Annotated in this window: 27 protein-coding genes and 1 tRNA gene; 19 read left to right on the forward strand and 9 right to left on the reverse strand. The window is 65.6% G+C overall.

Annotated elements, in window-relative coordinates:
* The first annotated feature begins 37 nt into the window (after nt 1-37).
* The 4 genes from L1O03_RS05440 to L1O03_RS05455 are packed head-to-tail and all read left to right on the forward strand — an operon-like array spanning nt 38 to nt 3730.
* Complete coding sequence (locus L1O03_RS05440; RefSeq protein ID WP_236118410.1) at nt 38-1204, forward strand: ferrochelatase; 1167 nt, start codon at nt 38-40, stop codon at nt 1202-1204.
* Between the two features lie 11 nt (nt 1205-1215).
* On the forward strand, nt 1216-2061 hold the full coding sequence (locus tag L1O03_RS05445; protein ID WP_236118411.1) for a DUF3097 domain-containing protein: 846 nt from the start codon (nt 1216-1218) through the stop codon (nt 2059-2061).
* A gap of 32 nt (nt 2062-2093) precedes the next feature.
* Nucleotides 2094-2522, forward strand: a complete 429-nt coding sequence (locus tag L1O03_RS05450; protein WP_236118412.1) for an NfeD family protein — start codon at nt 2094-2096, stop codon at nt 2520-2522.
* Nucleotides 2522-3730: an SPFH domain-containing protein gene (locus L1O03_RS05455; protein ID WP_236118524.1), complete on the forward strand. Its 1209-nt coding sequence runs from the start codon at nt 2522-2524 to the stop codon at nt 3728-3730. Before L1O03_RS05450 ends, L1O03_RS05455 begins: the two co-directional genes overlap by 1 nt.
* On the opposite strand, the gene L1O03_RS05460 is transcribed toward L1O03_RS05455, so the two are convergent.
* Together L1O03_RS05460 and L1O03_RS05465 are read right to left on the reverse strand one after the other, a co-directional pair.
* Nucleotides 3693-4265 carry a MarR family transcriptional regulator gene (locus L1O03_RS05460; protein WP_236118413.1) on the reverse strand — a complete coding sequence of 191 codons (573 nt, stop codon included), beginning with the start codon at nt 4263-4265 and terminating at the stop codon, nt 3693-3695. The genes L1O03_RS05455 and L1O03_RS05460 overlap by 38 nt on opposite strands.
* Nucleotides 4266-4323: 58 nt before the next feature.
* On the reverse strand, nt 4324-5025 hold the full coding sequence (locus L1O03_RS05465) for a TVP38/TMEM64 family protein (RefSeq protein WP_236118525.1): 702 nt from the start codon (nt 5023-5025) through the stop codon (nt 4324-4326).
* 98 nt (nt 5026-5123) lie between these two features.
* On the opposite strand from L1O03_RS05465, the gene L1O03_RS05470 reads away from it, so the two are divergent.
* Nucleotides 5124-5561, forward strand: coding sequence for a cupin domain-containing protein (locus L1O03_RS05470; RefSeq protein WP_236118414.1), 438 nt, complete (start codon nt 5124-5126; stop codon nt 5559-5561).
* A 175-nt stretch (nt 5562-5736) separates the two neighbouring features.
* Here L1O03_RS05470 and L1O03_RS05475 read toward each other — a convergent pair.
* A tRNA-Leu gene (locus L1O03_RS05475) sits at nt 5737-5823 on the reverse strand.
* A gap of 234 nt (nt 5824-6057) precedes the next feature.
* On the opposite strand from L1O03_RS05475, the gene L1O03_RS05480 reads away from it, so the two are divergent.
* From L1O03_RS05480 to L1O03_RS05495, 4 genes are all read left to right on the forward strand, one after another.
* Complete coding sequence (locus tag L1O03_RS05480) at nt 6058-7635, forward strand: ABC transporter transmembrane domain-containing protein (RefSeq protein ID WP_236118415.1); 1578 nt, start codon at nt 6058-6060, stop codon at nt 7633-7635.
* Between the two features lie 128 nt (nt 7636-7763).
* Nucleotides 7764-9446: an ABC transporter ATP-binding protein gene (locus L1O03_RS05485; protein WP_420830305.1), complete on the forward strand. Its 1683-nt coding sequence runs from the start codon at nt 7764-7766 to the stop codon at nt 9444-9446.
* Nucleotides 9447-9455: 9 nt separating this feature from the next.
* Complete coding sequence (locus L1O03_RS05490) at nt 9456-9998, forward strand: YbhB/YbcL family Raf kinase inhibitor-like protein (RefSeq protein ID WP_236118417.1); 543 nt, start codon at nt 9456-9458, stop codon at nt 9996-9998.
* 74 nt (nt 9999-10072) lie between these two features.
* Nucleotides 10073-10441: a hypothetical protein gene (locus L1O03_RS05495; protein WP_236118418.1), complete on the forward strand. Its 369-nt coding sequence runs from the start codon at nt 10073-10075 to the stop codon at nt 10439-10441.
* A gap of 81 nt (nt 10442-10522) precedes the next feature.
* On the opposite strand, the gene L1O03_RS05500 is transcribed toward L1O03_RS05495, so the two are convergent.
* Genes L1O03_RS05500 through L1O03_RS05510 form a run of 3 tightly spaced genes read right to left on the reverse strand, consistent with a single transcriptional unit; the run spans nt 10523 to nt 13606 of the window.
* A complete protein-coding gene (locus L1O03_RS05500) occupies nt 10523-11620 on the reverse strand; it encodes a quinone-dependent dihydroorotate dehydrogenase (protein WP_236118419.1) in 1098 nt (365 codons plus the stop codon).
* 11 nt (nt 11621-11631) lie between these two features.
* A complete protein-coding gene (locus L1O03_RS05505) occupies nt 11632-12684 on the reverse strand; it encodes a YncE family protein (RefSeq protein WP_236118420.1) in 1053 nt (350 codons plus the stop codon).
* Nucleotides 12677-13606, reverse strand: coding sequence for an aldo/keto reductase (locus L1O03_RS05510; protein ID WP_236118421.1), 930 nt, complete (start codon nt 13604-13606; stop codon nt 12677-12679). Before L1O03_RS05510 ends, L1O03_RS05505 begins: the two co-directional genes overlap by 8 nt.
* A gap of 27 nt (nt 13607-13633) precedes the next feature.
* Here L1O03_RS05510 and L1O03_RS05515 point away from each other — a divergent pair, with 27 nt between their 5' ends.
* The 8 genes from L1O03_RS05515 to L1O03_RS05550 all read left to right on the forward strand — a co-directional run bounded on the left by L1O03_RS05515 (nt 13634) and on the right by L1O03_RS05550 (nt 21274).
* The gene (locus L1O03_RS05515; RefSeq protein ID WP_236118422.1) at nt 13634-14470 is read left to right on the forward strand and encodes an undecaprenyl-diphosphate phosphatase; all 837 of its coding nucleotides are present in this window, start codon (nt 13634-13636) and stop codon (nt 14468-14470) included.
* A gap of 33 nt (nt 14471-14503) precedes the next feature.
* On the forward strand, nt 14504-15745 hold the full coding sequence (gene mshC / locus L1O03_RS05520) for a cysteine--1-D-myo-inosityl 2-amino-2-deoxy-alpha-D-glucopyranoside ligase (protein WP_236118423.1): 1242 nt from the start codon (nt 14504-14506) through the stop codon (nt 15743-15745).
* A 44-nt stretch (nt 15746-15789) separates the two neighbouring features.
* Nucleotides 15790-16167: a hypothetical protein gene (locus tag L1O03_RS05525; protein ID WP_236118424.1), complete on the forward strand. Its 378-nt coding sequence runs from the start codon at nt 15790-15792 to the stop codon at nt 16165-16167.
* A 54-nt stretch (nt 16168-16221) separates the two neighbouring features.
* Nucleotides 16222-16923, forward strand: coding sequence for an HAD family hydrolase (locus L1O03_RS05530; RefSeq protein ID WP_236118425.1), 702 nt, complete (start codon nt 16222-16224; stop codon nt 16921-16923).
* 43 nt (nt 16924-16966) lie between these two features.
* Nucleotides 16967-17230: a phosphoribosyl-ATP diphosphatase gene (locus L1O03_RS05535; RefSeq protein ID WP_236118426.1), complete on the forward strand. Its 264-nt coding sequence runs from the start codon at nt 16967-16969 to the stop codon at nt 17228-17230.
* 20 nt (nt 17231-17250) lie between these two features.
* Nucleotides 17251-18096, forward strand: coding sequence for an ATP phosphoribosyltransferase (gene hisG / locus L1O03_RS05540; RefSeq protein ID WP_236118427.1), 846 nt, complete (start codon nt 17251-17253; stop codon nt 18094-18096).
* A 77-nt stretch (nt 18097-18173) separates the two neighbouring features.
* Nucleotides 18174-19730 (forward strand): aspartate ammonia-lyase, encoded by a 1557-nt coding sequence (aspA, locus tag L1O03_RS05545; protein ID WP_236118428.1) that lies wholly within the window; start codon nt 18174-18176, stop codon nt 19728-19730.
* A gap of 233 nt (nt 19731-19963) precedes the next feature.
* Nucleotides 19964-21274 (forward strand): anaerobic C4-dicarboxylate transporter, encoded by a 1311-nt coding sequence (locus L1O03_RS05550; protein ID WP_420830296.1) that lies wholly within the window; start codon nt 19964-19966, stop codon nt 21272-21274.
* A gap of 38 nt (nt 21275-21312) precedes the next feature.
* On the opposite strand, the gene L1O03_RS05555 is transcribed toward L1O03_RS05550, so the two are convergent.
* Complete coding sequence (locus L1O03_RS05555; RefSeq protein ID WP_236118429.1) at nt 21313-21669, reverse strand: DUF202 domain-containing protein; 357 nt, start codon at nt 21667-21669, stop codon at nt 21313-21315.
* A complete protein-coding gene (locus L1O03_RS05560; protein WP_236118430.1) occupies nt 21666-22058 on the reverse strand; it encodes a YidH family protein in 393 nt (130 codons plus the stop codon). The genes L1O03_RS05555 and L1O03_RS05560 overlap by 4 nt, the downstream gene beginning before the upstream one ends.
* A gap of 25 nt (nt 22059-22083) precedes the next feature.
* On the opposite strand from L1O03_RS05560, the gene L1O03_RS05565 reads away from it, so the two are divergent.
* Complete coding sequence (locus L1O03_RS05565; RefSeq protein ID WP_236118431.1) at nt 22084-23811, forward strand: formate--tetrahydrofolate ligase; 1728 nt, start codon at nt 22084-22086, stop codon at nt 23809-23811.
* Here L1O03_RS05565 and L1O03_RS05570 read toward each other — a convergent pair.
* Nucleotides 23808-24632 (reverse strand): RecB family exonuclease, encoded by an 825-nt coding sequence (locus L1O03_RS05570; RefSeq protein ID WP_236118432.1) that lies wholly within the window; start codon nt 24630-24632, stop codon nt 23808-23810. The two genes, L1O03_RS05565 and L1O03_RS05570, sit on opposite strands and share 4 nt — an antisense overlap.
* A gap of 55 nt (nt 24633-24687) precedes the next feature.
* On the opposite strand from L1O03_RS05570, the gene L1O03_RS05575 reads away from it, so the two are divergent.
* Complete coding sequence (locus L1O03_RS05575) at nt 24688-25950, forward strand: M18 family aminopeptidase (RefSeq protein ID WP_236118433.1); 1263 nt, start codon at nt 24688-24690, stop codon at nt 25948-25950.
* Nucleotides 25951-25972: the final 22 nt, after the last annotated feature.

The raw sequence follows: 25972 nt of genomic DNA on the forward strand, positions 1-25972 counted from the left end.
CGCCGGGGTCAACCTTTAGGATGATACTGTGCTTCACATGACTGCCCCCTCCTCCGACGTCTACGATGCGCTGCTCCTCCTCTCCTTCGGAGGCCCCGAAGGACCCGAGGAGGTTCTTCCTTTTCTTGAAAACGTCACCCGCGGCCGCGGTATCCCCAGGGACAGGCTGCGTGAGGTGGGGGAGCACTACTACCACTTCGGTGGCGTAAGCCCTCTCAACAGGCTCAATAGGGAGATCATCGAGCACCTCGAGGCAGCGCTGCGCGAGCGCGGTGATGATCTGCCGGTCTACTTCGGGAATAGGAACTGGCACCCGTTTGCGGAGGAAGCCGTCGCGCAGATGTCCCGGGACGGAGTGCGAAGGGCGGTGGTGCTGGCGACGTCGGCGTGGGGTGGATACTCCGCCTGCCGCCAGTACGACGAGGACATCCAGCGGATGAAGGAGCACCTGGCGGCGGACGGGCTCGCGGACATCCACTTCCTCAAGCTCCGGCAGTTCTATGATCACCCGCTCTTCATCGACGCCCAGGCAGCGAGCCTCCGCGCGGCGTATGCAAAAGTGGGCGTCGAGGATCCCGCGGCCGTTGATCCGCACCGCACCCGTCTCATCTTCACCGCGCACTCGGTGCCGGTCGCTGCCGACCGCGCGGCCGGAGGCCAGGAGGCCCCCCAGCTATATTCCCGGCAGATTGCGGAGGCGGCACGGCTCGTCGCGGAGGAGTTGGGCGTCGAGGACTATGACGTGGCCTGGCAGTCGCGCTCGGGGGCTGCGCACATCCCGTGGCTGGAGCCGGATGTTGTGGATCACCTCGGCTCGCTCCTGGGCGGTGGCTCGCTGGAGACCATCGTTGTCTGCCCACTGGGATTCCTGTCCGACCACATGGAAGTGGTGTGGGACCTTGATACCGAGCTGGCCGACGCCGCCAAGGAGGCACAGATCGGGATGGTGCGTGCCGATACCGTCGGCGGTTTCCCGCAGTTCACTCAACTGGTCCTCGAGCTTCTCGACGAAGTCCGGGAGGGCACGACCCCCCGGCGCCTGGGGAGCCTCCCCGCCGCAGGGCAAACCCTCGATGGGGCACCCTGCGCGGGGGGCTGCTGTGTCAATCCGCGGCCCCGCCACCTTGGGAACTCTGGACACCCCGGACACCCTGGCACCGCGCACGTGACGGGGCGGCCTCAGCGGGAGGAGCGCATTAGCTAGGGTGGATCCCTATGAGTATGGATCCATATGCGGGAGACATCTTCGAGGGGCACGCGCGCACGAAGCCGCCTAGCTACCCGAGTATGCCTGCCGAGCCGGGGCTCGTGGTCGAGGTGCGGGCGACGGGCTTCGTCGGGGAGATCATCGGAGGGGAGCGAACCTATGATGGCGACTTCGTCCGTCTCGAGGATCGCTACGGCACCGAAAGGCTCTTCAAGCTGCGTCGCGGCGCCTTCCTCTTCGAAGGACAACCCGTCACGCTGACCCGCTGGAGCCAGCCCGCTCCGGCGCAGCGCACGCACTCGAACTCTGGTTCGCGCTATGTCCATGGGCAGGAGGCAAAGGTCGCGCAGCCCTCGCGGATCTGGGTCGAGGGTGTTCACGACGCGGCGATCGTCGAGAAGATCTGGGGGCACGATCTTCGTGTGGAGGGGGTGGTCGTCGAGTACTTAGAGGGCCTCGACCACCTGCCGGACAGGCTCGCTGAGTTCCAGCCCTCCGCGCAGCGGCGGGTCGGGGTGCTGGCTGACCACCTGGTCCGCGGCTCCAAGGAGACGCGCCTGACCGAGGCCGTTGGTCCGCACGTGCTCGTGATGGGGCACCCGTACATCGACATTTGGGCGGCCGTGAAGCCCGCGAGCGTGGGGATCCCCGCCTGGCCCAAGGTTCCCCGCGGCGAGGATTGGAAAACCGGGGTGTGCCGGCGGCTGGGCTGGTGTGATCCGAAGGAGGGCTGGCGTCGGGTCTATGAGTCGGTGTCCACATTCCGCGATGTCGACTCGACGCTCATCAAGGCGGTGGAGAGCCTCGTCGACTTTGTCACCGTTCCCGAACTGCAGAAGAGCGACTTCCGGTAGGACACGTTGATCTTTCGGTATTCTGGGCCAGTGTGACGTCATTGATTTGGTTTATCGTATCCATCGTACTCGCTGGGCTTGAGCTCCTCGCCGGGGAGTTCACCATGCTCATGCTCGCCGGAGGAGCTCTGGCGGCGGCAGGGGCCTCCGCCATCGGGGTGCCGCTCTGGGGTGCGGTGGCGGTCTTCGCGGTGGTGGCGGTGGGACTCATCGTCTTTCTCCGGCCGGTCCTGCGGAGGCGCATGAGCACACCGATCGCCCTGGATACGTCACCGCAGGCCCTCGTGGGGCAGACCGCGGATGTCCTCGAAGAGGTCGGGCTGAGCGGGCAGGTGCGGCTCGACGGGTCGATCTGGTCGGCTCGCAGTCTCAACCCCGAGCACACCTTTGCGCCGGGGGAGCACGTCACAGTGATCAGTATTGATGAGTCGACAGCCGTCGTATGGAAGGAGAATTCGTGATGGACAGTTTCATTGGCCTTGTGCCCATCGTGATCGTCGTCGTATTCATCGCCTTGCTCGTGATGAAGTCTATTGCGCTTATCCCGCAGGGGGAAGCGGCGATCATCGAGAGGCTGGGGCGATATACCAAGACCGTCACCGGGGGAATTACGGTCATCGTGCCGTTCATTGACCGCATCCGGGCGAGGGTCGATACCCGCGAAAGGGTGGTGTCCTTCCCGCCGCAGGCGGTCATTACTCAGGACAACCTCACCGTGGCGATTGACATTGTCGTGACCTTCCAGATCAATGACGCCGCGCGGGCGATCTACGGGGTGGACAACTATATCGTCGGCGTCGAGCAGATCTCCGTGGCGACGCTCCGCGATGTCGTGGGCGGTATGACCCTGGAGGAAACGCTCACCTCCCGCGAGGTTATTAATCGACGCCTCCGCGGGGAGCTCGACGCCGCGACGGGGAAGTGGGGGCTGCGAATCAGCCGAGTGGAACTCAAGGCCATTGATCCGCCGCCCTCCATCCAGAAGTCCATGGAGATGCAGATGAAGGCGGACCGTGAGAAGCGGGCCATGATCCTCACCGCGGAGGGCCGTCGCGAGGCCGACATCAAGACGGCAGAAGGCGAGAAGCAGGCGAAGATCCTCGCCGCCGAGGGTGATAAGCACGCCTCGATCCTCGCGGCAGAGGCCGAGCGCCAGGCGCTCATCCTTCGCGCGGAGGGTGCCCGCGCCTCGCGCTATCTCGAAGCCCAGGGTGAGGCCCGGGCAATCCAGAAGGTCACCGCGGCGATCAGCTCCTCGCAGGTGACCCCGGAGGTCCTCGCGTACCAGTACCTGGAGAAGCTTCCGCGCATCGCCGAGGGGGAGGGCTCCACCATGTGGTTCGTTCCCTCCCAATTCGGGGACTCCCTCGAGCACTTTGCCAAGGCCTTTGGGGTCAAGGGCGAGGACGGCGTCTTCCGCTATGAGCCCTCCGAGAAGGACCCAGAGAGCAAGAAGATCGCGGACGAAGACGATACGGAGGAGTGGTTCTCCACGGCGAGCAACCCGGAGATCGCAGCGGCTGTGGCAGCGGCGAATGCCGTCGCCCAGAAGCCGGTGGAGGAGGATCCGCTGGAGGCCCGCCACGCTCGCCGGCAGGAACCAGAGCCGGAGCCCCAGGAGATCCCGAGGATCACGCAGACACAGAATCTGCCCGCCGCAGAATATTAACCGCGAGCTGCCAACCGGCCGTCTCCGCGTGCCAGCCCGCGGCGTGGAGACGCTGGCTCACCGCCTGCTTGGAGATCCCGAGCTCCCGGGCCGCTTCATTCTGATTGAGTCCGCGCCGGACGAGGGAGGTCGCCTCGCGCCCCTCCAGCGTCCGCTTGTGGAGCACCTGCCCCAGCAGGGCGAAGACTGCCTCGATGTCCTGGTGGGCGCTCGCCGGGGCGTGCTCCACGGCAGCGCGGACGGTGCCCGCCCGGGCGTGGCGGCGCAGGGCGGCCGTCGCCACGGACATGGCGGCCTCCGCGGACTCGCTGCCGGGAAAGACGCCGATGGAGATGGCCCACTCACCATCGGAGAGCAGAGCCATTACGAGGTCGCAGACGGCCTCCGCCGAGGACACCGGCGCGCAGATGTCCTCCACGCCCAGGACCTCGACCTCACCCACGCCCTGCAAGGTGGAGAGCGCCGCGGCGGAACGGCGAACGAGGTCGGCCCGACGGGAGGAACGCCCCCGATAACGCGCGTGGACAGCAAACATCGGTCTTCTCCTCGCTTCTCGACGATGGTGGCCGGGCGCCCGCGCGCCCACACACAGTCTACTCCCCAGACTTGACCCCGAGGCGGGTATCGAGGACCAAGCCCGCAATCCCCAGCAGCGCGAGGAGTAGCATCGCGACGATCATGCGCGGATCAGCCTCGCCCGTCAGGGTGTCACCCAGAACGACGACCAGAATCGTCCCCGGCGCCGAGCCAATGAAAGTGGCCAGCGTGAAAGACAGTACCGGCACGGCCGTGAGCGCCGCGACGTAGTTGAGCAGGGAGAAGGGGACACCGGCGATCATGCGAAGGGAGGTCACGGCCAGCCACCCGCGCTCCCTCAGCCGTCGGTTGATCGAAGCCACCGCCGGGTGCGTGAGCCGCGGGGCCATCCACTCACCCAGGAGGGAGCGGACGATGAGCAGGGAAATCGCCCCGGATACCGTCGTCGCGCTGAGGGCGAGGAGAATCCCCTGCACCGGGCCGAAGAGGATGCCTGCGGAGAGGGTGAGGACGGTGCGGGGAACCGGAAACTGGGTGATGAGGACGTAGAAGCACCAGAACGCGAGCGGGAAGGCGGGGCCCAGGCGGCGCGAATACTCGCGGAGAACACCGAGCGAGGGGATGTCCGCGGTGAAGGTGATGACGAGAAAGAGGATGATCGCGATGCTCGTCAGGATTTTTCGCCGCCGTGGCCAGGCCTTCACGGCGCTGACGGCATCCGAGGCGAGGCCCTGGAAGAAGTCGAATATCGTCGCCACACTCACGGTGCGGATTTTAGCGCTATGCTCGGCACCGGCGACACGATCGTCAGTGTTGCCTCCGGGCAGCACTGTTCTATTGAGTGAAAGGATTCCTCATGACTGAGAACGCTGACCTCCGCCGCGATCACGGCCCGCACCCCTACGTGCTGGATATCGAGAAGGCCACCCTGGACAACGAGAACTTCCGCGACACCCTGTGGACCGGCAAGTTCCTCCAGATGACCGTCATGAACATCCCCTCCGGTGGAGAGATCGGTGCTGAGATCCACGAGGATCACGACCAGTTCCTCCGCATCGAGGCGGGCAAGGGCCACGTCATGATCGGTGAGTCCGAGGACAAGCTCGACATCGACCAGGTGATCTCCGATGACTGGGCCATCTTCGTTCCCGCCGGCAAGTGGCACAACGTCGTGAATGAAGGGGAGGAGGAGCTCAAGGTGTACTCCATCTACGCGGCTCCGGATCACGTCCCCGGCACCATTCACGCCACCAAGGAAGACGCTGACAACGACCCGAACGAGCAGCACGACTAGTCCACCGCGGCAGCCCCGTGGCCTCCGCGTGTGACGCCACGGAGTGACACCGACTGCGCACCCCGCCCCGAGAGGGAGCGGGGTGTTTCTTTTCCTCGCTTTGGTCTTTGGTCTTGCCGCCGCGGAGGGGAGAAAACAGCAAAAAGGCCACGCTCGAAAGCGTGGCCTTGATCTGTGCCCGAGGGGGGACTTGAACCCCCACGTCCGTTAATAGGACACTAGCACCTCAAGCTAGCGCGTCTGCCATTTCCGCCACCCGGGCTAGGGTGAACAGCTGATCGCTGCTGACTCCGGTTACTTTATATGGCGTTCGTTCTCTTGCCAAATCCCCAGGTCAGAGCGGGTAAATCTCAAGCGTGTAAGGAGTATGTCCTGCCCGTCGTATATACTTCGATCGACAAGAGAGCGTGATTCTGGCCGCTGGCCTGCGCCTGCGCTGCCGAGCAGCACCCTGATGCCGCCGCGCTGAGAATCTGCGGGTGAGGAAGGACTATCCATGGCTGTGACACCCCCTTCCCGGCAGCTGCGAGCGTGGCAGTGGTTTCTCCCGAAGGATCCCCCGCAAGACGAGGCAGAGCTGCGCAGGTCTCGGTGGGGCGGGCCGCTGAAGAGCACCCTCGTCCTCCTGTCCTCCTACCGCGGGGCATTCGCCATCCTGGTTGTCGCGATGATGGCGGCGTCTGTTATCTCGGCTATCGCCGTTCGCCTCGTGAGCTCGACGGTGGACCGTGCCCTCGAAAACCACGACCTCGGGCTCCTCGTGCTGCCCTTCCTCGGGGTCATCGCGCTCGCCTTCCTGGCTTTCTACGTGGACGCCATCAACGCGGGTTTCAGCGCCATCAGCCTCGCCCGCCTTGTCCACACGCTGCGTACCTCCCTCACCACGAAGATCCTCGGCGCCCAGTCCATCACGCGTTCCCCGGGGGAGATGCTCAGCACCCTGAGTAAGGACACCACCACCATTTCTCGCCTCAAGGCGGACATCGCCTTCCCCGTCGGAATGCTCGGCTATGTCCTGGGAATCACGGCGGTTCTCATCCCGATGAACTGGGTTCTTGCCCTCTCGGTGCCCGTCGCGGTGACGGCGGTGTTCCTCGTCTCTCTCGCAACCTCCGCCCCGATTACCCGCAGCATGCACGCCTTCCGCGAGGCAGAGACCTCCTCCATCTCGCTCGCCACGGACTATGCCCAGGGCGCACGCGTGGTCAAGGGCTTGGGGGCGGTCCCGCACGCGGAGGAGCGCTACCGGGCTGCTGCGCGTGAGGCACGGGATGCCCAGGTGCGGCAGGTGTCCATTCTGGGCATGGCGAACATCGCGCGGCAGTTCACGGCCGTCATTGGCACAGTCAGCATCATCGTGTGGGCGTGCATCCTCACATGGCGGCAGGAGATCAGCGTCGGCGACCTTCTCACGGTCTCCATGCTCGTGCCGCCGGGGGTGGCCGCGACGGGCATCTCCTTGTCCAAGATCATTGGAAACATCGCGCTGGCCATGGCCTCCATGCGCCGCATCCAGGAGCTGGATGAGGAGCTCTCTCAGACGAATGTCTCGGAGGAGGTGCAGGCGGTGCCCCTGCCTCCCGAAGGGCTCACGGTATGGAGCATCCACGACGCCAGCAGCCACGCCCACGCGCAGCGCCTCGCCACTGCACTTGCCGCCACTCAGGGCCGTCGCGTTCTCTGGACCCCGCACGCCATCCACATCTTTGAGGGAACCCTGGCGGAGAATATCGATCCGCTGGGGAAGTACAGTCGTGATCGCGTGTCTACGGCCCTCGAGGTCGCCGCCTGTGAGGACATCCTCCGCCGCCTCAAGAACGACCCCTATCACGGGGAGCTCGGCGAGGCCGGATTCTCCCTGTCCGGCGGGCAGCGCCAGCGCGTGGCCTTGGCCCGCGCTATTGCCGCCGAGCCCGACATCCTCGTGCTCGATGACCCGACGACGGGCCTCGACGCCATCACCGTGGACCGCGTCTGCCAGCGGGTCAAGGAGCACCGGGCGGGGAGAAGGACCATCGTCATGACCACATCGCGCGCCTGGTTGGCCGTGGCCGATCACGTGGAGGAGCTATGAGTACATCCCCTGCTGAGTCCTCGACGGAGCGGCGGGTTCTCCACGCCTCCACCCGCGACACCCTCCGTGTGCTCCACTCTCTGCCGAGCGCCCCGACGCCCCGCTGGTGGGCGGCGCTCATCATCGTCATGCTGCTGGTCCAGACGTGCCTCGTCTCGAGCGCCACGCTCGTCGGTGTGGTCATTGACCACCGGGAGGACACAAGGGCTTTCACCGTCTCCGTCGTCGCGCTCGGTGCGTGCATGCTCGTAGAAACTGTCGGGCGCGGCGGCGTTCTTCCCTGGATCCTTCAGGCGAAGATGGCCTACCTGGCGATGGACCTGCGCGTGCGCGCCCTCGGGAGCGTGTTCCGCACCTCCATGCCGGAGCTTCAGCACGTGGGCACGGGCGCCATCATCACCCGCCTCACGAACGACATTGACCAGGCCACGCAGACCTTTGGCCAGGCCGGGGCGATGCTCGCCACCACGGTGCTGTCCGTGCCCTTCACGATGGTCGCCATCGGGCTTCTCCACCCCCTCTTCCTTATCCCCTTCCTCATCGTGGCGTGCCTGCTCGTGCCATGGGCGAAGAAGACCCAGAGGTTCATGGACGTCGTCATGAACCGCATCTCCGAGTCGGAGGTGGACCGCAACGCCGCCCTTCTCGACGTCGTCCGCGGGCGCACGACCCTCCACGCCTTTGGCCTCGAGCCCTGGGCCGAGGAGAGGACCACGCGCACCTCCTGGGGAGTCGTCCACGAGTTCGGCCGGGGCACACCCACCACCGTGTGGATCTTCGGCCGCGGCTACATCTGCTACTATCTGCTGCTGCTCCTCACGGTGGGGCTCGGGATGCTGCTCTATACCCAGGGGTGGATCAGCGCAGGTGAGGCGTCGAGCGCCGTCGTGCTCGTTGTCCGGCTGGAGATCCACATCTTCAACCTCCTCAACCTCGCCGGGCAGATCCAAAGCGCCATTGTCTGTACCCGGAGGGCCGTCGCCCTCGCGCTGCTCAGCGAGAAGAACCCTCGTCCGACAGGCACCAACCTCCCGCAGGCCCTCCACGAGCCGGACATCCGCATCGATGACCTCTGCTTCTCCTATCCCCAGGGCGAGCCCATCTTCGACCACCTCTCCCTCCACCTCGCCGGCGGGACGACGACGGCCCTCGTCGGCGCAAGCGGAGCCGGGAAATCAACGCTCGCCGCGCTCATCGCCGGCCTCCAACGGCCGGATGCGGGCAGTATTCGGGTGGGACCCGTCGACATCACGACGCAGGCCCCGGACACCTGGATCACGGAGCACATCACGCTGCTCAGCCAAGAGGTGCACCTCTTCTCCGGCACGCTGCGCGAGGACCTCACGCTTGCCGCGCCGGGTTCCACCGACGAGGAGCTTCTCCGAGCCCTCCACGACGCCGGTGTCGAACCCGGGGGAGTGCTCTGGCAGCGCTGGCTCCCGCAGGGCCTAGATACCCGGGTGGGGGCGGGTTCGGAGGAGCTCGGCCCGGAAATCGCTCAGGTGATTTCCTTGGCCCGCGTGCTGCTGCGGCGGCCCCCAGTGCTCATCATGGATGAGGCGACCAGCGAGGCCGGCAGCGACCACGCTCGTCTCCTCGAGAAGGCTGCGGAGCAGGCCGCGAAGGGGAGAACGAGCCTCATCGTCGCTCACCGACTCGACCAGGCGAAGGTCGCGGACCGCATCCTCGTCATGGAGCAGGGGAGGATCATCGAGGATGGCACCCACGAGTCGCTTCTCGCCGCGGGCGGGCGTTACGCCGAGCTCTATCGTCGCTGGCGCAGGGGTGACAGCTCCTCCCCGGTACGGTAGAACGGGCACATGAGTACTTCTTATGCCCACGATGATCGTTTTCCTGGCCCCGATCCCTACGCCCCGCTCCGCGATCTGCCGAGCTTTCCGCTGACCTCAACCGACCTCACGGAGGGGGAGCAGCTCGCGCCGGAGCAGCGCGGCAGCCAGTCCATTTCCCCGCAGCTCTCCTGGTCTGATCTTCCCGAGGGGACCAAGTCCCTCGCCATTACCTGCTTTGACCCCGACGCCCCCACCGCCTCAGGTTTCTGGCACTGGGCGGTCTTTAACATTCCCGCCTCGGTGACGAGCATCCCCACCGGCGCGGGCTCCGAGGCCGACCTCGGCGGGATCGACGGGGCGGTCACCCTCGTGGGGGATAGCGGGCAGCGCGCCTACTACGGCTCCCAGCCGCCGGAGGGCCATGGCCCTCACCGCTACCTCTTCGCGGTCCACGCCGTGGACGTCGACACGCTCGACATCGACCCCAACTCCACGCCCACCGTGCTGGGCTTCAACCTCTACTTCCACTCGCTGGGACGCGCGATCCTCTGGGGCTGGGACGAAAACTAGGCGCCACGCGTGCAGGCCACGCCACGACGGCGCGATCATGTGGACTGGGACACGTTCTGCTAGTGTGAGCGTTCATGGTCAATACTGCATCCGCCCCGCCGTCTGGCATGCGCCGCGCTGCGGGGGCGCTCCTCCTCGCGGGCATTGCCCTGCTCTTCTTCGTCTTTTTCGACGTCCTGCGCTTCGGCCTCTTCGCCCCGTACGCCATCACGTGGCGGATGATCGTCCTTGTTCTCGCAGCAGCGCTTCTTGGCGCCTTCGCCATGGTGCGCGATGACCAGGCGGGCACCGTCCCCCAGGTGGTGGCGCTCAGCCTCTCGCTCGTTCTCATCATCGCCAGCCGATTCCTCGGCGACGCCGTGCTGGCGGAGGTGAGCCAGGTGGTGGTGGCTGGCGTCGGAATCCTGGCGGTACTCGCCGCGTGGATCGTTCGCGCACTCTAAAAGCGACGCCCCGGGCGGAATCCTTCCGTCCCCGGGGCGTCGTCTGCTTGTCTGCCTGTCGAGCTCGTCGTCCGCGTTGTCCTAGTCGCGCCAGTCGAGGCCGCATCCCACGGCATCCTGGATGTTGTGGAAGCCGTGTGCTCTCAGCTGGTGCGCGATGCCCTGGTGAATCCACCGGATCCACTCCGGGCCGCCGTAGATGAGCCCGGTGTAGCCCTGAAGGAGAGTGGCGCCACTAGCAATGCGCTCCCAGGCTTGGCGCGGGGTGGAGATGCCACCCACGCTGATGAGGACGAGGGAATCACCCACGCGCTCGTAGAGGCGCTTGAGGACCTCAAGGGAACGGTCGGCCACAGGGGGCCCGGAGATACCGCCGGCGCCCATCTTCTCAACCTTGTCCGCCGATGTCTTCAGGTTCTCCCGGGAGATCGTCGTGTTCGTGGCGACGATCCCGGCCAGGCCCATCTCGACGGCAAGATCGGCGACCGCGTCGATGTCCTCATCCGCTAGATCCGGGGCAATCTTCACGAGCACCGGGGTGGACGTCGCACCTTTGACGGCCTCGATGATGGGACGGAGAGAATCCACAGCCTGGAGGTCGCGCAGCCCCGGAGTGTTTGGGGAGGACACGTTAATGACCAGGTAGTTCGCGAGGTTACCCAGGAGCATCGCCGAGCGCCGATAATCATCCGCCGCGCCCTCCGGCTCCACGACCTTCGTTTTCCCGATGTTGATCCCGATGATGTCGTCGGTCTTCCGGCGGCGGAGGTTCATGGCGACCTCGGCCGCCCCATCGTTGTTGAAGCCCATCCGGTTGAGGATGGCCTTGTCCTTCGGCAGCCGGAAGAGCCGGGGCGCGGGATTGCCCGGCTGCGGGGAGGCCGTGACGGTGCCGAGCTCCGCGTAGCCAAAGCCCACGGGCGCCCAGACGTCGGGGCAGTCAGCGTTCTTGTCGAAGCCGGCCGCGAGCCCCAGGGGCCGGGGCACCGTGACGCCAAAGACCTCCTGGGAAAGAATCGGATCCCGCACCGGCACGACCCGGTGGAAGACGCGATGCACCGGGCGCATGAGCTGTAGCGTGCGGAGCAAGTCAGAGATGAGGTCGTGGGTCTTCTCCGGCGGGATGCGGAAGAGCCCCTTGAGAGCCAGGTTGTAGGCCTTGCGGCGCAGAGTTGCCATCGCCAACCTCCTTACTGTGCGGACGAGTCGGGCTGAGAAATGATGGAGAGGCCATGGCCACTCGCGGAGCCCAGGACAATGGTGCCATCATCAAGGACTCCCATGGATTGGGCGTCGGGAACTGTGGTGACCCGGGCCTGCTCCTCCGGGACGCCGGAAGAGATGCGGTAGCCGACCGCGGTGTTCGTGGCCGTCGACGCCACCCAGGCGAGCGAGCGCTTCGGGTCCCAGGCCACGGCCCACGGGCTTTCGTCGACAGGAATGCTCTGATGGAGCCGGATGACGTCGTCTCCCGTGTAGATCATGAGGCGGTTGCCGTTGGTGTCGGAGGCCAGGAAGAGCCCGTCCCGCCCGGCGGCCACCCGGCCGACGCCCAATCCGACGCGGAGGGTGCCGCCCTGCTCATCGTCGGCAAAGTGGACGTCCTGGATTTTCGTCTCGGCGCGGTCAACGCGCACGAGCGCATCGGTGCCGCCGGGGACGTTCACCGCCGCGAGCTCGGTGGCGCTGCCGTCCATCGTGATGGTGGTCGGTTCTTGGCCGGCGCGGTAGATACGAATGGCGTTGTCGTCAGAGCTGGCGGTGGCCAGCGCGCCATCGCTCAGCTGGACGGCGGAGGTCGCGGGGTGATCGAGACCGATACTCGTGACCTGCTGCGGGCGTTGCGGATCAATGGTGAGGGCGGTGTCACCGCAGGCAACGGTCCATACGCTGTGGTCACTCGACGGGACGAGGGTCCCGCAGCTGTCCTCGAGGGGAAGAATGGTGGCGCTGCCGTCCGCGAATTGCTTGACGGTTCCTACCCCCACATGCTTCTCACCCTGCACCGCAAGCACAGTGCCCGAGACCTCAATATCCTTCACCGAGGCCAGCTCCGCGGGGAGCTCCAGCACCTTCCCGGAGGGGGAGGAGGTGCTGGGCGAGGCCGCAGGTGTGGCATTCCCCATCGCGTCTTCTAGCTCTTTCGTCGCGTCATTCTGGCACCCCGCCAGGCTGAGACCGAACAGGGCGGCAACGCCCACGGATGCCACCCACCGACGACGATATTTTTGAGCCCTATTCACGGACATTGAGCCTACCAGCCGCCCCGGACACGTCATCGAGGGCGGCACGGATAGGACGGGGGAGTCGGCGCTCGCTGGCGTCGAGAACATCGCTGAGGTGACGGGGGTTCCTTACTCCGACGACGGCGCAGCTCACCCCGGGTCGGTCCACCGCCCACGCAAGGGCCACGGAGGCCGGGGACGTTCCCAGTCCTTGGGCGGCGGTGGAGACGGCGTCGACGACGGTGCGGGCGTGCTCGGAATCATAGGCGTGGGCCTCGGGCGATCGCACGCCCTGGCCCCGCGGAGAGGCCAGCACGCCGAGCGCCAGCGGCCTCGTCGCGATGACGCCCGAGCCCAGGTACTGGGCCGCGGGGATGAGGTCTTCATCGGCATGGTGCTCGAGCAGGGAGTAGTTGCACGCACTGGGGAGGGGCTCCTCGCGCTTCCCGGCGAGGAGGGCCAGCTGCCAGCCCTCGAATCCGTGGACCGCCACGTAGCGGGCGCGCCCGGAAGAGAGGACGAGGTCCATCGTGGCGCTGAGCTCGGTGATGGGCGTCGCCGGATCCCAGGCGGCGATGGTCCACACGTCGACGTACTCCGTGCCGAGCTGCCGGAGCGAGGCATCGAGCTGGCTGAGGAGGGCGCGTCGAGAGCAGTCGACACGCCGCCCCGCCGGCGCATCCGGGTCATAGCCGGAGGAGAGGGAGAGGAGGAGCTCATGGCGGTCCAGCGCCGTCGACTCCAGGAGCTCCCCGAGGAGCGCCTCCGCGGTATTTCCTGGGCTCGTGGGGGAGATATCGACGAGGTCGCTGCCGTGATCGAGCATCCCTGTGAGCAGGTCACGGGCGGTATCGAGGTGTAGTGAGGTATCCCATCCCGCGGTCCCCAACCCCAGGACGGGGACGCGCAGACCGCTTCGGCCAAGTTGACGTCGCTCCATTGCTCCCAGGGTAGTAGGGTGTGGCGGGTGACTGAGGTTAGTTGGCTACAAACGATTGTCCTGTCCATCGTCCAGGGACTGACGGAGTTCCTCCCGGTGAGCTCGTCGGGGCACTTGAGGATCGTGTCTGAGCTCTTCTGGGGCCACGACGCCGGTGCGTCCTTTACGGCCGTGGTGCAGCTCGGCACGGAGTTGGCGGTGTTGGTCTTCTTCGCGAAGGACATCTGGCGGATCATCTGCGGCTGGTTCCGCGGCCTTGCCAAGAAGGAGGAGCGTGGCCTCGATTATCGGATGGGGTGGATGGTCATTGCTGGCACCATCCCCGTCGTCGTCCTCGGCGTGCTCTTTAAGGACGCGATCCGGAGCTCGGCCCGCAACCTGTGGATTACCGCGCTGGTCCTCGTCCTGTTTTCCTTCGTGTTCATTGCGGCGGAGCGCTACGGGGCGAAGAAGCGCAGCTTCGAGGACCTCACCATGAAGGACGCACTCATCATGGGTCTGGCGCAGTGCCTCGCCCTCATCCCGGGCGTGTCTCGCTCGGGCGGCACGATCTCTGCGGGCCTGTTCTGCGGGTTGGAGAGGGAAGTGGCTGCCCGGTTTAGCTTCCTCTTGGCCATTCCCGCGGTCCTGGGCTCGGGGCTGTTCTCCCTGCCGGACGCGCTGGCCCCGACCTCCGGGCAGGCGGCGAGCGGCGCCCAGCTCATCGTCGGGACCATTATCGCGTTTGTCATCGGCTATGCCTCGATCGCGTGGCTGTTGAAGTTTGTCTCCCACCACTCCTTTAGCTGGTTTGCCGCGTATCGCATTCCGGTGGGCATCATCGTGATGATCCTGCTGGGGGCCGGGATTCTCTCCCCGCTCTAAATACGTGATCCGTCAACAGTTAGAGTAGAAGTCATGAAATCTTGGCCTTATCCTGATGTGCCCCGCGTGCCGGGGGCGGGCGTTCCTCTCGCGCTCTATGACACCGCCGACGGCGAGGTGCGGGAGGTCGAGCAGGGCGATCCCACCGGGCTTTATGTCTGCGGGATCACCCCCTATGACTCCACCCACCTTGGCCACGCGGCGACGTACCTAGCGTTCGACCTCATCCACCGCCAGCTCCTCGACAATGGCCACGAGGTCCATTACGTCCAGAACGTCACGGATGTCGACGACCCCCTCTTCGAACGCGCTCAGCGCGATGGCGTGGACTGGCGCGAGCTCGGCACGAGCCAGATTCAGCTCTTCCGCTCCGACATGGAGGAACTTCGCGTCATCCCGCCGCGCGATTATGTCGGCGCCATGGAGGCGGTGGAGGAGATCATCGTCATGGTGCAGAAGCTCCTCGACTGCGGGGCGGCGTATGTTGTCGACGACGACGAGTTCCCCGATATCTACGCCTCCGTCGACGCCACGGCGCAGTTCGGGTACGAATCCGGCTACACCCCGGAGGAGATGGCCACCTTCTTCGCCGAGCGCGGCGGGGACCCCGATCGCCCCGGCAAGCATCATCCCCTGGATGCTCTCATCTGGCGGGCGCACCGCGAGGGCGAGCCCGCCTGGGATTCCCCCTTCGGCCCCGGGCGGCCGGGCTGGCACGTGGAGTGCTCCGCGATCGCCACGAATCGGCTGGGCCGGCACTTCGCCATCCAGGGCGGAGGCAGCGACCTCGCCTTTCCGCACCACGAGTACTCGGCCGCCCACGCGGAGGCCGCACTCGGGTGCCCGCGGATGGCCGGGCACTATGTCCACGCCGGCATGATCGCCCTCGATGGGGTGAAAATGTCCAAGTCGCTGGGGAACCTGGTCTTCGTTCACAAGCTCACCCAGGCCGGCCATGAGGCCAACGCCATTCGCCTCGGGGTCTACGCCAGCCACTACCGCGGGGATCGCGACTGGTCGGATGAGGTCCTCGCCACGGCGGAGAAGCGCCTTAAGACCTGGCGACGGGCACTGGAGCACCCGGGCTCTCTCGATGACGCGGAGGCCCTCGTCCAGGAGGTCCGCACCCGACTGGCCGATGACCTCGACTCGCCGGGGGCCCTTGCCGCCATTGATCGGTGGGCCGCGAGCCGCGAGGGGCAGACGGCGCACAATCCCGCCGCGGTGAAGCTCATCCGCACGGCCGTGGACGGGCTCTTCGGAGTCCGGCTCTAGCGCGTGCGGCAGGCGTCGGCCTCTGGGAGAATGACCCCATGAGCATGATGGAGACATTTGGGCCCGACGTCGAGACTTTTACCGCTGACCTGGAGTATTTTTCCACGGGCGGCTACCTCAAGGAGGGGGAGAAGGAGCACTGGGATGCGCCCTTCGACCCCGCGGCCGCCACGCAGGTGAAGGAGATCCTTCACCGCTACCTTGAGGCCCTCGACGCCCACCGCGAGGGGGCGCCGCCGGAGGACGCACTCGCAGTCTTCCGACGCACGCACGAGGCACTGACGCAGCTCAACCACGAGCACGGGGATGCCGTTCTCGAGCAGGAAGAGGCCAAGGATCTTGAGGCCTTCTTCCGCGCCACCCTCAGTGAGTGCGGGGTCACGGAGGAGAATCTGGAGGAGCTCGACCTCAGCGAGGCCTAAGAGCCAGACACGGCATCCCTCACACAGCACACTGACGACAGGAAAGACACACGGATGGTCGCCGCGATTTTTTGGGACATGGACGGCACGATGGTGGACTCGGAGCCCCTGTGGAGCATCGCCACCTATGAGATGAGTGAGCGGCTCGGCCGTCGCCTCAGCCCCGAGGAGCGAGCCCGCACCGTGGGTGGGTGCTTCGCGAACACGCTGGAGATCTGCGCGCGCTACGCGGGCTACGAGCTCAAGGACGAGGATTATGCCATCCAGCACGACCTCCTCTTCGATCGGATGAGGGAGCTGTTCCGCGATGAGCTCAGCCCGCAGCCCGGGATCCGAGAGCTCCTCGCCGACCTCCGCTCCCACGGGATTCCCCTCTTCGTCACGACGAACACCGAGCGCGAGCTCGCGGATTCCTCCATCGCTGCTGTGGGGACGCACTTCTTCGACGGTTCCGTCACAGGTGATGAGGTGCCCCGCCCGAAGCCCGCTCCCGACATGTACCGGCGCGCCGCCGAGCTCGCCGGGGCTGAGCCGGGGGAGTGCCTCGTTTTCGAGGATTCCACCAGCGGCATGCGCGCTGCCGTGGAGGCCGGGTGCCGCGTCATCGGGGTGCCCTCGGAGCCCGGCCAGGACATGCCGGAGGGCGTCGTCTCCCTCCGTGACCTGCGGCTCAGCGATGGCTGCCCCGAGGAGCAAGCGGGAACCTTCGTGGGCGTGAGCGCCTCCGATGTGCAGCGCTGGTGGGAGCACCTGTGACCACCTGTGGGCGTGCTGACGCCGGCGTGTCATAATATTCGGCGTGAAGAACTTCGATTCCCTTTTTGCTGAGTTGTCCGAACGTGCCGAGAAGCGCCCGGAGGGGTCCGGCACGGTTGCTGCCTTGGACGCCGGCATCCATCACATCGGCAAGAAGGTCATTGAGGAAGCGGGGGAGGTCTGGCTCGCCGCTGAGCACGAGTCCAAGGAGGAGCTCGCGGAGGAAATCTCGCAGCTCGTCTACTGGTCTCAGGTCCTCATGGTTGCTCGCGGGCTGAGCCCCGAGGACATCTACCGCTATCTCTAAAGAAACGAGGTCATCCCTTCATGCTGAAGATCGCTGTGCCCAATAAGGGCTCGCTCTCAGAGACTGCAACAACCATCCTCCGCGAAGCCGGATACAGCGGGCGCGGGGATTCTAAGGCCCTCAACGTGGTGGATGAGAAGAACGACGTCGAGTTCTTCTTCCTCCGCCCGAAGGACATCGCCATCTACGTCTCCCAAGGACACCTCGACATGGGCATCACCGGCCGCGACCTGGCCATCGACTCCCAGGCCGAGGTAGAGGAGCTCCTCCCGCTGAGCTTTGGCGGCTCCACGTTCCGCTATGCCGCCCCCGCGGATGAAGAATGGAGCGTGGAGAAGCTGGCGGGCAAGCGCATCGCCACCTCCTATCCGCACCTCGTTCGAGAGAACCTCGCCAAGCACAACATCGAGGCAAAGGTCATCCGTCTCGACGGCGCCGTGGAGATTTCCATCCGGTTGGGCGTCGCTGACGCCATCGCCGACGTCGTCTCCACCGGACGCACCCTCCAGAAGCAGGGGCTCGCCCCCTTCGGAGAGGTGATCTGCACCTCAGAAGCCGTGGTGTTCGGCCGGGCGGGGGAGGAGATCACCCCCGAAAAGCGCGTGCTGCTGCGCCGCATCGAGGGGATCCTCCACGCCCACCACTACCTCATGCTCGACTACAACATCCAGCGCGACAAGCTCGCGGAGGCAAGCACCATTACCCCCGGATTGTCTGGTCCGACGGTATCCCCGCTTGCTCTGGACGGGTGGGTTGCCGTCCGGGTCATGGTGCCAAAAGGCCAGGCCAACGCGGTCATGGACCAGCTGGCGGATCTTGGCGCCGAGGCGATTCTCGCGTCCGATCTGAGGATTGCGAGAATCTAAGCAGCGACGGGTTCACCTCACTAGTATGGGCGTCGGAAAACCACTAACCCATCTCGACGATTGAGGTGACCACAGCCATGGCCAAGGCCAAAAAGAGCCACGCTTCGAAGGATTCTTCGGCAAAGGACAGCAAGAAGAAGAACCCTGAGGTCCCTTCCGCCCAGGAAAACCGGACGAAGGAATCCTCCGGAGCAGCTCAGCATCATGAGAAGAAGAACGTGCGGATTGAGGTGGATCTGCTCGGCGAGCGGGAAGTTCCCGCCGACGCCTACTACGGGATCCACACCCTGCGCGCCATGGAGAACTTCCAGATCTCACGGACCACTCTCAACGACGTGCCCGAGTTCATCCGGGGCATGGTCCAGGTAAAGAAAGCGACGGCGCTGGCTAACCGTCGTCTCCACACGCTTCCGGCGGAGAAGGCGAAGGCCATCGTCTGGGCGTGTGATCAGATTCTCGAGAAGGGGCGCTGCATGGATCAGTTCCCCCTCGACGTCTTCCAGGGCGGGGCCGGTACGAGCCTCAACATGAACACCAACGAGGTCGTGGCCAACCTGGCCCTCGAATACCTCGGGAAGAAGAAGGGCGAGTACGACGTCATCAACCCCAACGATGATGTCAACATGAGCCAGTCCACCAACGATGCCTACCCGACGGGCTTCCGCCTGGGACTCTATGCAGCGATGGAGGTCCTCATTGAGGAGCTCGACAAGCTGCAGTCCTCGTTCCGCGACAAGGGCAACGAGTTCATGGACATCCTCACGATGGGTCGCACCCAGCTCCAGGATGCCGTGCCCATGTCCCTGGGTGATGAGTTCCTCGCCTTCGCCCATAACCTGGCAGAGGAGCAGGCAGTCCTGCGCAACGCGAGCGAGCGCCTGCTGGAGATCAACCTGGGTGCCACGGCCATCGGCACCGGGGTGAACACGCCTTCCGGCTACCGCCACCAGGTCACCGCCGCCCTCACCGAGGTGACCGGCCTGGAGATCAAGTCCGCCCGCGATCTCATCGAGGCGACCTCGGACACCGGAGCCTATGTGCTCGCGCATTCCGCGGTGAAGAGGGCAGCGATGAAGCTCTCCAAGATCTGCAATGACCTGCGGCTTCTCTCCTCCGGCCCGCGCGCCGGCCTCCACGAGATCAACCTTCCGGAGCGCCAGGCGGGTTCCTCCATCATGCCGGCCAAGGTCAACCCGGTGATCCCCGAGGTTGTCAACCAGGTCTGCTTCAAGGTCTTCGGCAATGACCTCACCGTGACGATGGCCGCCGAGGCCGGGCAGCTTCAGCTCAATGTTATGGAGCCGGTCATCGGGGAGGCCCTCTTCCAGTCCATCCGCATCCTTGGCAATGCGGTCACCACCCTCCGCGAGAAGTGCGTCACCGGCATCACCGCCAACGCCGACGTGTGCCGCAGCTATGTCGAGAACTCCATCGGCATCGTGACGTACCTCAACCCCTTCATCGGCCACCACAACGGTGACCTCATCGGCAAGGAGGCAGCGGCGACGGGAAAGTCCGTCAAGGAGCTGGTCCTGGAGAAGGGGCTCCTCGATGAGGCGACCCTCGAGCACATTCTGAGTAACGAAAATCTCATGCACCCCGAATTCCGCGGCAAGCTCTATCTGGACGGATAATTTTCGGAGCATAAGAGAACGTCAGGGCGCCGTGATCTCCTCCTCGGAGATCACGGCCTCTGCATTTTTATTGATATCCTCTGCAGATCCCGCAAAACACACGCTCTCCGCAGCGTAGCTCCCCTTTCTACGGCCCTTCTCGCTGGCATAATGGGAAGCGTCAAGACCAACCATAATCCAGGGATACAAGACTCGGACAGATTATCCTTGGTTTCGTCTAGAAAGCGTCTGCCATGCTGCTCGCTCTCCAGATCATCATCGTCGTGATCGCCATTGTCCTCGGCGCTCGCCTCGGGTCCGTTGCTATCGGCTTTGCCGGTGGTTTCGGTGTTCTTCTCCTGGGCCTCACCGGGGCTCCCGTCTCCAAAGACGATATCCCCTTCGACGTCATCGGCATCATCATGTCGGTCATCGCGGCCATCGCCGCAATGCAGCGCGCCGGAGGCATGGATTACCTCGTACACCTGGCCGAACGGCTACTCAGGAAGAACCCTAAGTACGTCACGTATCTGGCGCCCATCGTCACCTACCTCATGACCCTGCTCGCGGGAACCGGCCACACGGCGTTCTCCACGCTGCCGGTCATCGTTGAGGTAGCCAAAGAGGGCAACGTACGGCCTTCGCGTCCCCTGTCGATCTCCGTCGTCGCCTCTCAGGTGGCCATTTGTGCCTCGCCGATCTCCGCTGCCGTTGTGTTCCTGGCCTCACTATTAGAGCCAGAGGGAATCAGCTATCTCGGGATTCTTGGCGTGCTTATTCCGGCAACCTTTATCGCCATCTTCCCGACGGCCTTTATCGTTAACCGCTTAGGCGTTCCTTTGGAAAAGGACCCGATATATCAGGAGCGTCTGAAGGAAGGGCTCGTTAATCCGCCCTCCCGTTCTCCGGAATACAAGCCTCCGCGCTCCGCACGCGCATCGGTGCTCATTTTCCTTGTCTCCATTGTCCTCGTGATGGCCTATGCCACCGCCATTTCAGATCAGGTGGGCCTCATCCACGATCCGGCGCTCCCGCGCAATGAAGCCATCATGTCGCTCATGCTCGCTACGGCCACCATCATCGTCCTCGTGGCGAAGATCCCCGCTGCGGAAGTCCTCAACACTCAGGTCTTCCGTTCCGGCATGTCGGCCTGCGTCTGTGTTCTCGGTGTGGCCTGGCTGGGCACCACGATCATCAACGCTCACATCGACGGCATCGGTGAGCTCTCCTCCGGTGTTCTCCAGCGGTGGCCGTGGATGCTCGCAGTCGTCCTCTTCTTCGCCGCAGCTCTGCTCTACTCGCAGGCCGCGACGACGAAGGCCCTCATGCCTGCCGCTCTCGCGCTGGGCGTCAGCCCGCTCATGGCCGTCGCGGCGTTCCCCGCGGTCTCGGCGCTCTTCATTCTCCCGACCTACCCGACGCTCCTCGCTGCCGTCGAGATGGATGATACGGGGAGCACGCGGATTGGTAGCTACGTCTTCAACCACCCCTTCCTCGTGCCGGGCGTCATCAACATCGCGGTCTCCGTGGTGCTCTGCTATCTCCTTGGCAGCGTGATCCTCTAATCCTCTAGGATCGCCCTCGCTTCTTAGGAGCTCAGAGCTTAGGGGCTCAGAGGCGGCGCGGAGCGGAGGATAAGCCCGGCCGCCAGAAGCCCCAGGAGCAGACACGCCGCCGACAGGCTCACGACCCCGCCAGCATTGGTCGGGGTCGTTCCCCTTTTCAGGCCCGCGTTATGGCGCCAATAGCGCCGATGGTGAGTGGCGGCGAGAACAATCGCAAGAGCGATGAACGCGCCCACCAGCACCAAGGCCCACGGGCCGAGGACTCGGGTCCAGCGCAGGAGAGTCGCGCTCGCGACGCACAGGCTGAGACTCGTGCGAGTCCACGCGAGCGCCGTGCGCTCGGGCTGGAGGCCGGGGTCCTCGTGGCGTGTGTCCCCGGGGGCCATCCGACTCATCGGAGGAAGATCCAGAGGGCCAGCGCGCTGGCGACAATCGTCGCCACCGACAACAGCGGGGCAATGGCTGGTACGGGCAGTGGGGCGTCGTGCCTCATGGCCCGCTCGACGCGAATCCACCGCACGCAGGCCCCGAGCGCGATGAGGAGGCCCACGCTCACAATGCCGACGGCGAGAACCGTGCGCAGCTCGGCGGATACCCTCTCAATGGGGAAGGCCTCGACGGCCACGCCGCCGGCCATGAAGGCGAGGCTCGTGCGGGTCCACGCGAGGAAGGTTCGCTCGTTGGCCAGGGTGAATCGGGCATCGGGCTCGGTTCCGCCCGGGAGCAGCGTACGGGAGAGCCAACTGCGCTGCGGGGGCCGCTCGTTTTCCGTCGGATGTGTCACGAAACTCAATGGTATGCATGGAGGCATGACGACCTCCACATCTGGTTCTGAACAGCGCATTCCCGATAACACAGTTGAGAAGAAGAGCGATGTCGCGATCGCTCAGGATCATGCCCTTCGCCCCATCCAGGAGATTGCCCGCGAGGCCGGCATCCCGGAGGACGCGCTCATTCCCTATGGCACGACGAAGGCCAAGGTTGATCCCACCAAGCTGGGGGAGGGCTCGGACGCCCGGCTGGTTCTCGTCACAGCAATGTCGCCGACCCCGGCGGGGGAGGGGAAGTCCACCACGCTCATCGGGCTTGTCGACGCCCTCCGCCTCCGCGGGCACAAAGCCTCCGCCGCCCTCCGGGAACCTTCCCAGGGCCCGGTGATGGGGATCAAGGGCGGGGCAGCCGGCGGCGGCTACTCCCAGGTGGTTCCCATGGAGGACATCAACCTCCATTTCACGGGGGATTTCCACGCCATCACGGCGGCGAATAATACGCTGGCGGCGGCCATTGATAACCACATTCACCAGGGCAACAAGCTCAACATTGATCCCCGTCGGGTGACCTGGCAGCGATGCATGGACGTCAATGACCGCGCCCTGCGCCACGTCGTCACCGGGCTGGGAGGACCCGCCCACGGAGTCCCGGCAGAGACGGGCTTCAGCATCACGGCGGCCTCGGAGATCATGGCCGTGCTGTGCCTGGCCACGGATCGCATGGACCTCAAGCGTCGCCTCGGCTCCATGACCGTGGGCTATACCTATGCCGGGAAGCCCGTCACGGTCTCCCAGCTGGGTGTGGCGGGGGCGCTCACCGCGCTCATGCGGGATGCCATCAACCCGAACCTCGTGCAGACCCTCGGCGGCGCCCCAGCCTTTATCCACGGCGGCCCTTTCGCGAACATCGCCCACGGGTGCAACAGCCTCATGGCCACGCGCACGGCGATGGCCTGCTCGGACATCGTCGTGACGGAAGCGGGATTCGGCTCTGACCTCGGGGCGGAGAAGTTCTTCGACATCACGGCGCGGGCCGGGCGGCTCACTGTGGACGCCGTGGTGCTCGTCGCGACCATTCGCTCGCTGAAATACAACGGCGGGGTGCAGGTCTCTGACCTCACCACCGAGAACACCGAGGCCCTGCGCGAGGGACTCGCCAACCTCGGGGCGCATGTGGGCACTGTGCGGCAGTTTGGGGTGGAGCCGGTGATCGCGATCAACGCCTTCCCCACGGACACCGACGCCGAGCGCGCCCTCCTCGACGACTGGGCGTCCGAGCAGGGCATCGCGCTCGTCTCCTCGACGGTGTGGGCGCACGGCGGCCACGGCGGCCTAGAGCTCGCGGAGGCGGTGGAGAAGGTCCTCGACGCCCCGCGGGATGCTGGGCAGCGCGGATCCCAAGCCATCTATGACCCGGCGGAGGGTGTGGAGAACTCGATCCGCACCATCGCCCGCCGCGTCTATGGCGCCTCCGACGTCGAGTTCTCGCGGGCGGCCCGCAAGCAGCTGGAGCAGCTCCGCGAGCACGGGCTCGACACGCTGCCGGTCTGCATCTCGAAGACGCAATACTCCTTCTCCGATGACCCGACGCAACTCGGCGCCCCGCGGGGTCACACCCTCCACGTGCGAGAGCTCGTCCCGCGGACCGGCGCGGGGTTCGTCGTGGTCCTCACCGGCAATGTCATGACCATGCCGGGCCTGCCGAAATCCCCGGCGGCCCTGCGCATCGACGTCGACTCCGAAGGGACAATCTCCGGTCTCTTCTAGGCGGTTTTCTCCCCCAGAGCCCCCGGCCAGCCGGGGTAGGGGGGCGGGGTCCCACCGTGGGCGGGGCAGAGATCCTGGAAGTGGCACCAGCCGCAGAGCTTCGAGGTGCGGGGGCGGAAGTGTCCGCTCTTGCCGTCGGCGGTGATCTTCTCCCAGAGGTCAGCGAGGTCCCGCTCGAAGTGTTCGAGCTCCGTCGGCGAGGGGGTGAGGAAGAGGGAGTCGACCTCCTTGATGTACATGAGTCGCAGCTGGGTGGGTACCGCGCGGAAGAGACGCCAATAGACCAGGGCGTAGAAGAGCATCTGGAAACGCGCCTCGCGGGAGAATCGGGGCGGAGGCTTCTTGCCGGTCTTATAGTCCACTACCCGGACCTCGCCGGTGGGGGCGACGTCGATGCGGTCGATAAATCCCCGGACCGGCACCCCGTTAGGCAGGATCGTCTGGACGTACTTCTCGCACTCCTGGGCGTCGAAGCCCTGGGGGTTCTCCATGAAGAAGTAGCCGCGGAGGAGTTCGCGGCAATCGACGAGGAAGCCCATGTACTCCTCCTCGGGGACGAGCTCGCGGAGGCTGTCGTCTTTCTCGCACATCTCGGCCCACGTGGGCTTGAGGCGCTTGACCACGCGGGGGAACGTCCGTTCCTCGCGGGGCCACTGGTGCATCTGCTCGAGGACCGCGTGCACCAGCGTCCCGCGCACCTGGGCGACGGTGGAGGGTTCCTCAAGCCGGTCGATAGCGCGGAAGCGGAACTTCAGCGGACATTGCTGATAGTCGTTGGCCCGGCTGGGGGACAGGGCGAGAGGTCGCGGGCGAGAAGGCATAGGGTCCAGGTTAACGTGCTCCCCCTCGGCGCGAAGACGTGGCACCCTGGGCAGTATGCACGACACGCGCGATTTCCTCGATTTCCTGTCCCGGAGCCCCAGCTCCTTCCACGCCGCGGCGGAGCTTGTCCGCCGCTTCGAGGAGGCGGGCTTCCGCACCCAGCACCGCGATGAGGAGTGGGACGAGTACCCCGGGGGCCACGTCCTGCGCCGTGATGGGGCGGTCATCGCCTGGTGGGTGCCGGAGGATGCCTCCCCGCGCTCCGGCTTCCGGATCCTCGGTTCGCACACGGATTCCCCGGGCTTCCTGCTCAAGCCCGAGCCGGAGATTCTGGGGCACGACGTCCGCCAGGCCGCCGTCGAGGTCTATGGCGGGCCCATCATCCCCTCCTGGTTTGACCGGGACCTGGCCTTCGCCGGGCGGGTCATCCTCACCGATGGCTCGGAGCAGCTCGTCCACACCGGGCCGATCGCGAGGATCCCGCACCTCGCCATTCACCTCGACCGCAGTGGGGAGTTCCACCCCGATCGCCAGCGCGATACCCAGCCGCTCCATGCGCTTCTCGACGGCGGCACGCCGCTGCTCGAGCACATCGCCGAGGGACTCGAAGGCCACGTCCAGGCGAAGGACATCTGCGCCTATGACCTCATCACCGTGGACACGCAGCCGCCCGCCATCATCGGCACGGACGGGCAGTTCATCGCCTCCGGGCGCCTGGACAACTTAAGCTCCGTGCACGCGAGCCTCCTCGCCTTCCTCCGCGCAGCGCAGTCCGAGGACGCGGGCGAGCACATCCTCGTCTACGTTGCCAATGACCACGAGGAGGTCGGCTCCAACAGCCCCACCGGCGCAGCCGGGCCTCTGCTGGGGGAGGTGCTCCAGCGGATCGCGTTGAGCCTCGGCGCCCGCCCCGACGAGGTCTTCCAGATGCTCTCTCGCTCCTCGTGTGTCTCCGCCGATGCCGCCCACGCCGTGCACCCTAACCATCCGGAGAAGCACGATCCCACCCACCTGCCGAGGATGGGCGGCGGCCCCGTCCTCAAGGTCAACGCCAACCAGCGCTATGCCTCCACCGCGCGCACCTCGGCGATCCTCCGCCGCGCCTGCCAGGCCGCCGGGGTTGCGCTGCAGGTCTTCGCGGGGAATAACTCCGTCCCCTGCGGCTCGACGATCGGCCCCATCACGGCGACCCGCCTGGGCATCGACACGGTGGACGTCGGCGTCCCTCTGCTCTCCATGCACTCGGCGCGGGAGCTCATGGGAGTGGCTGATCAGCTATCACTCGCCCGGGCTCTTGAGGCATACTTGATCGGTTGATACGCGCACTGCGCATTCATTC

Source organism: Corynebacterium uropygiale (assembly GCF_021568315.1).
In the GTDB taxonomy this organism is placed as follows: domain Bacteria; phylum Actinomycetota; class Actinomycetes; order Mycobacteriales; family Mycobacteriaceae; genus Corynebacterium; species Corynebacterium uropygiale.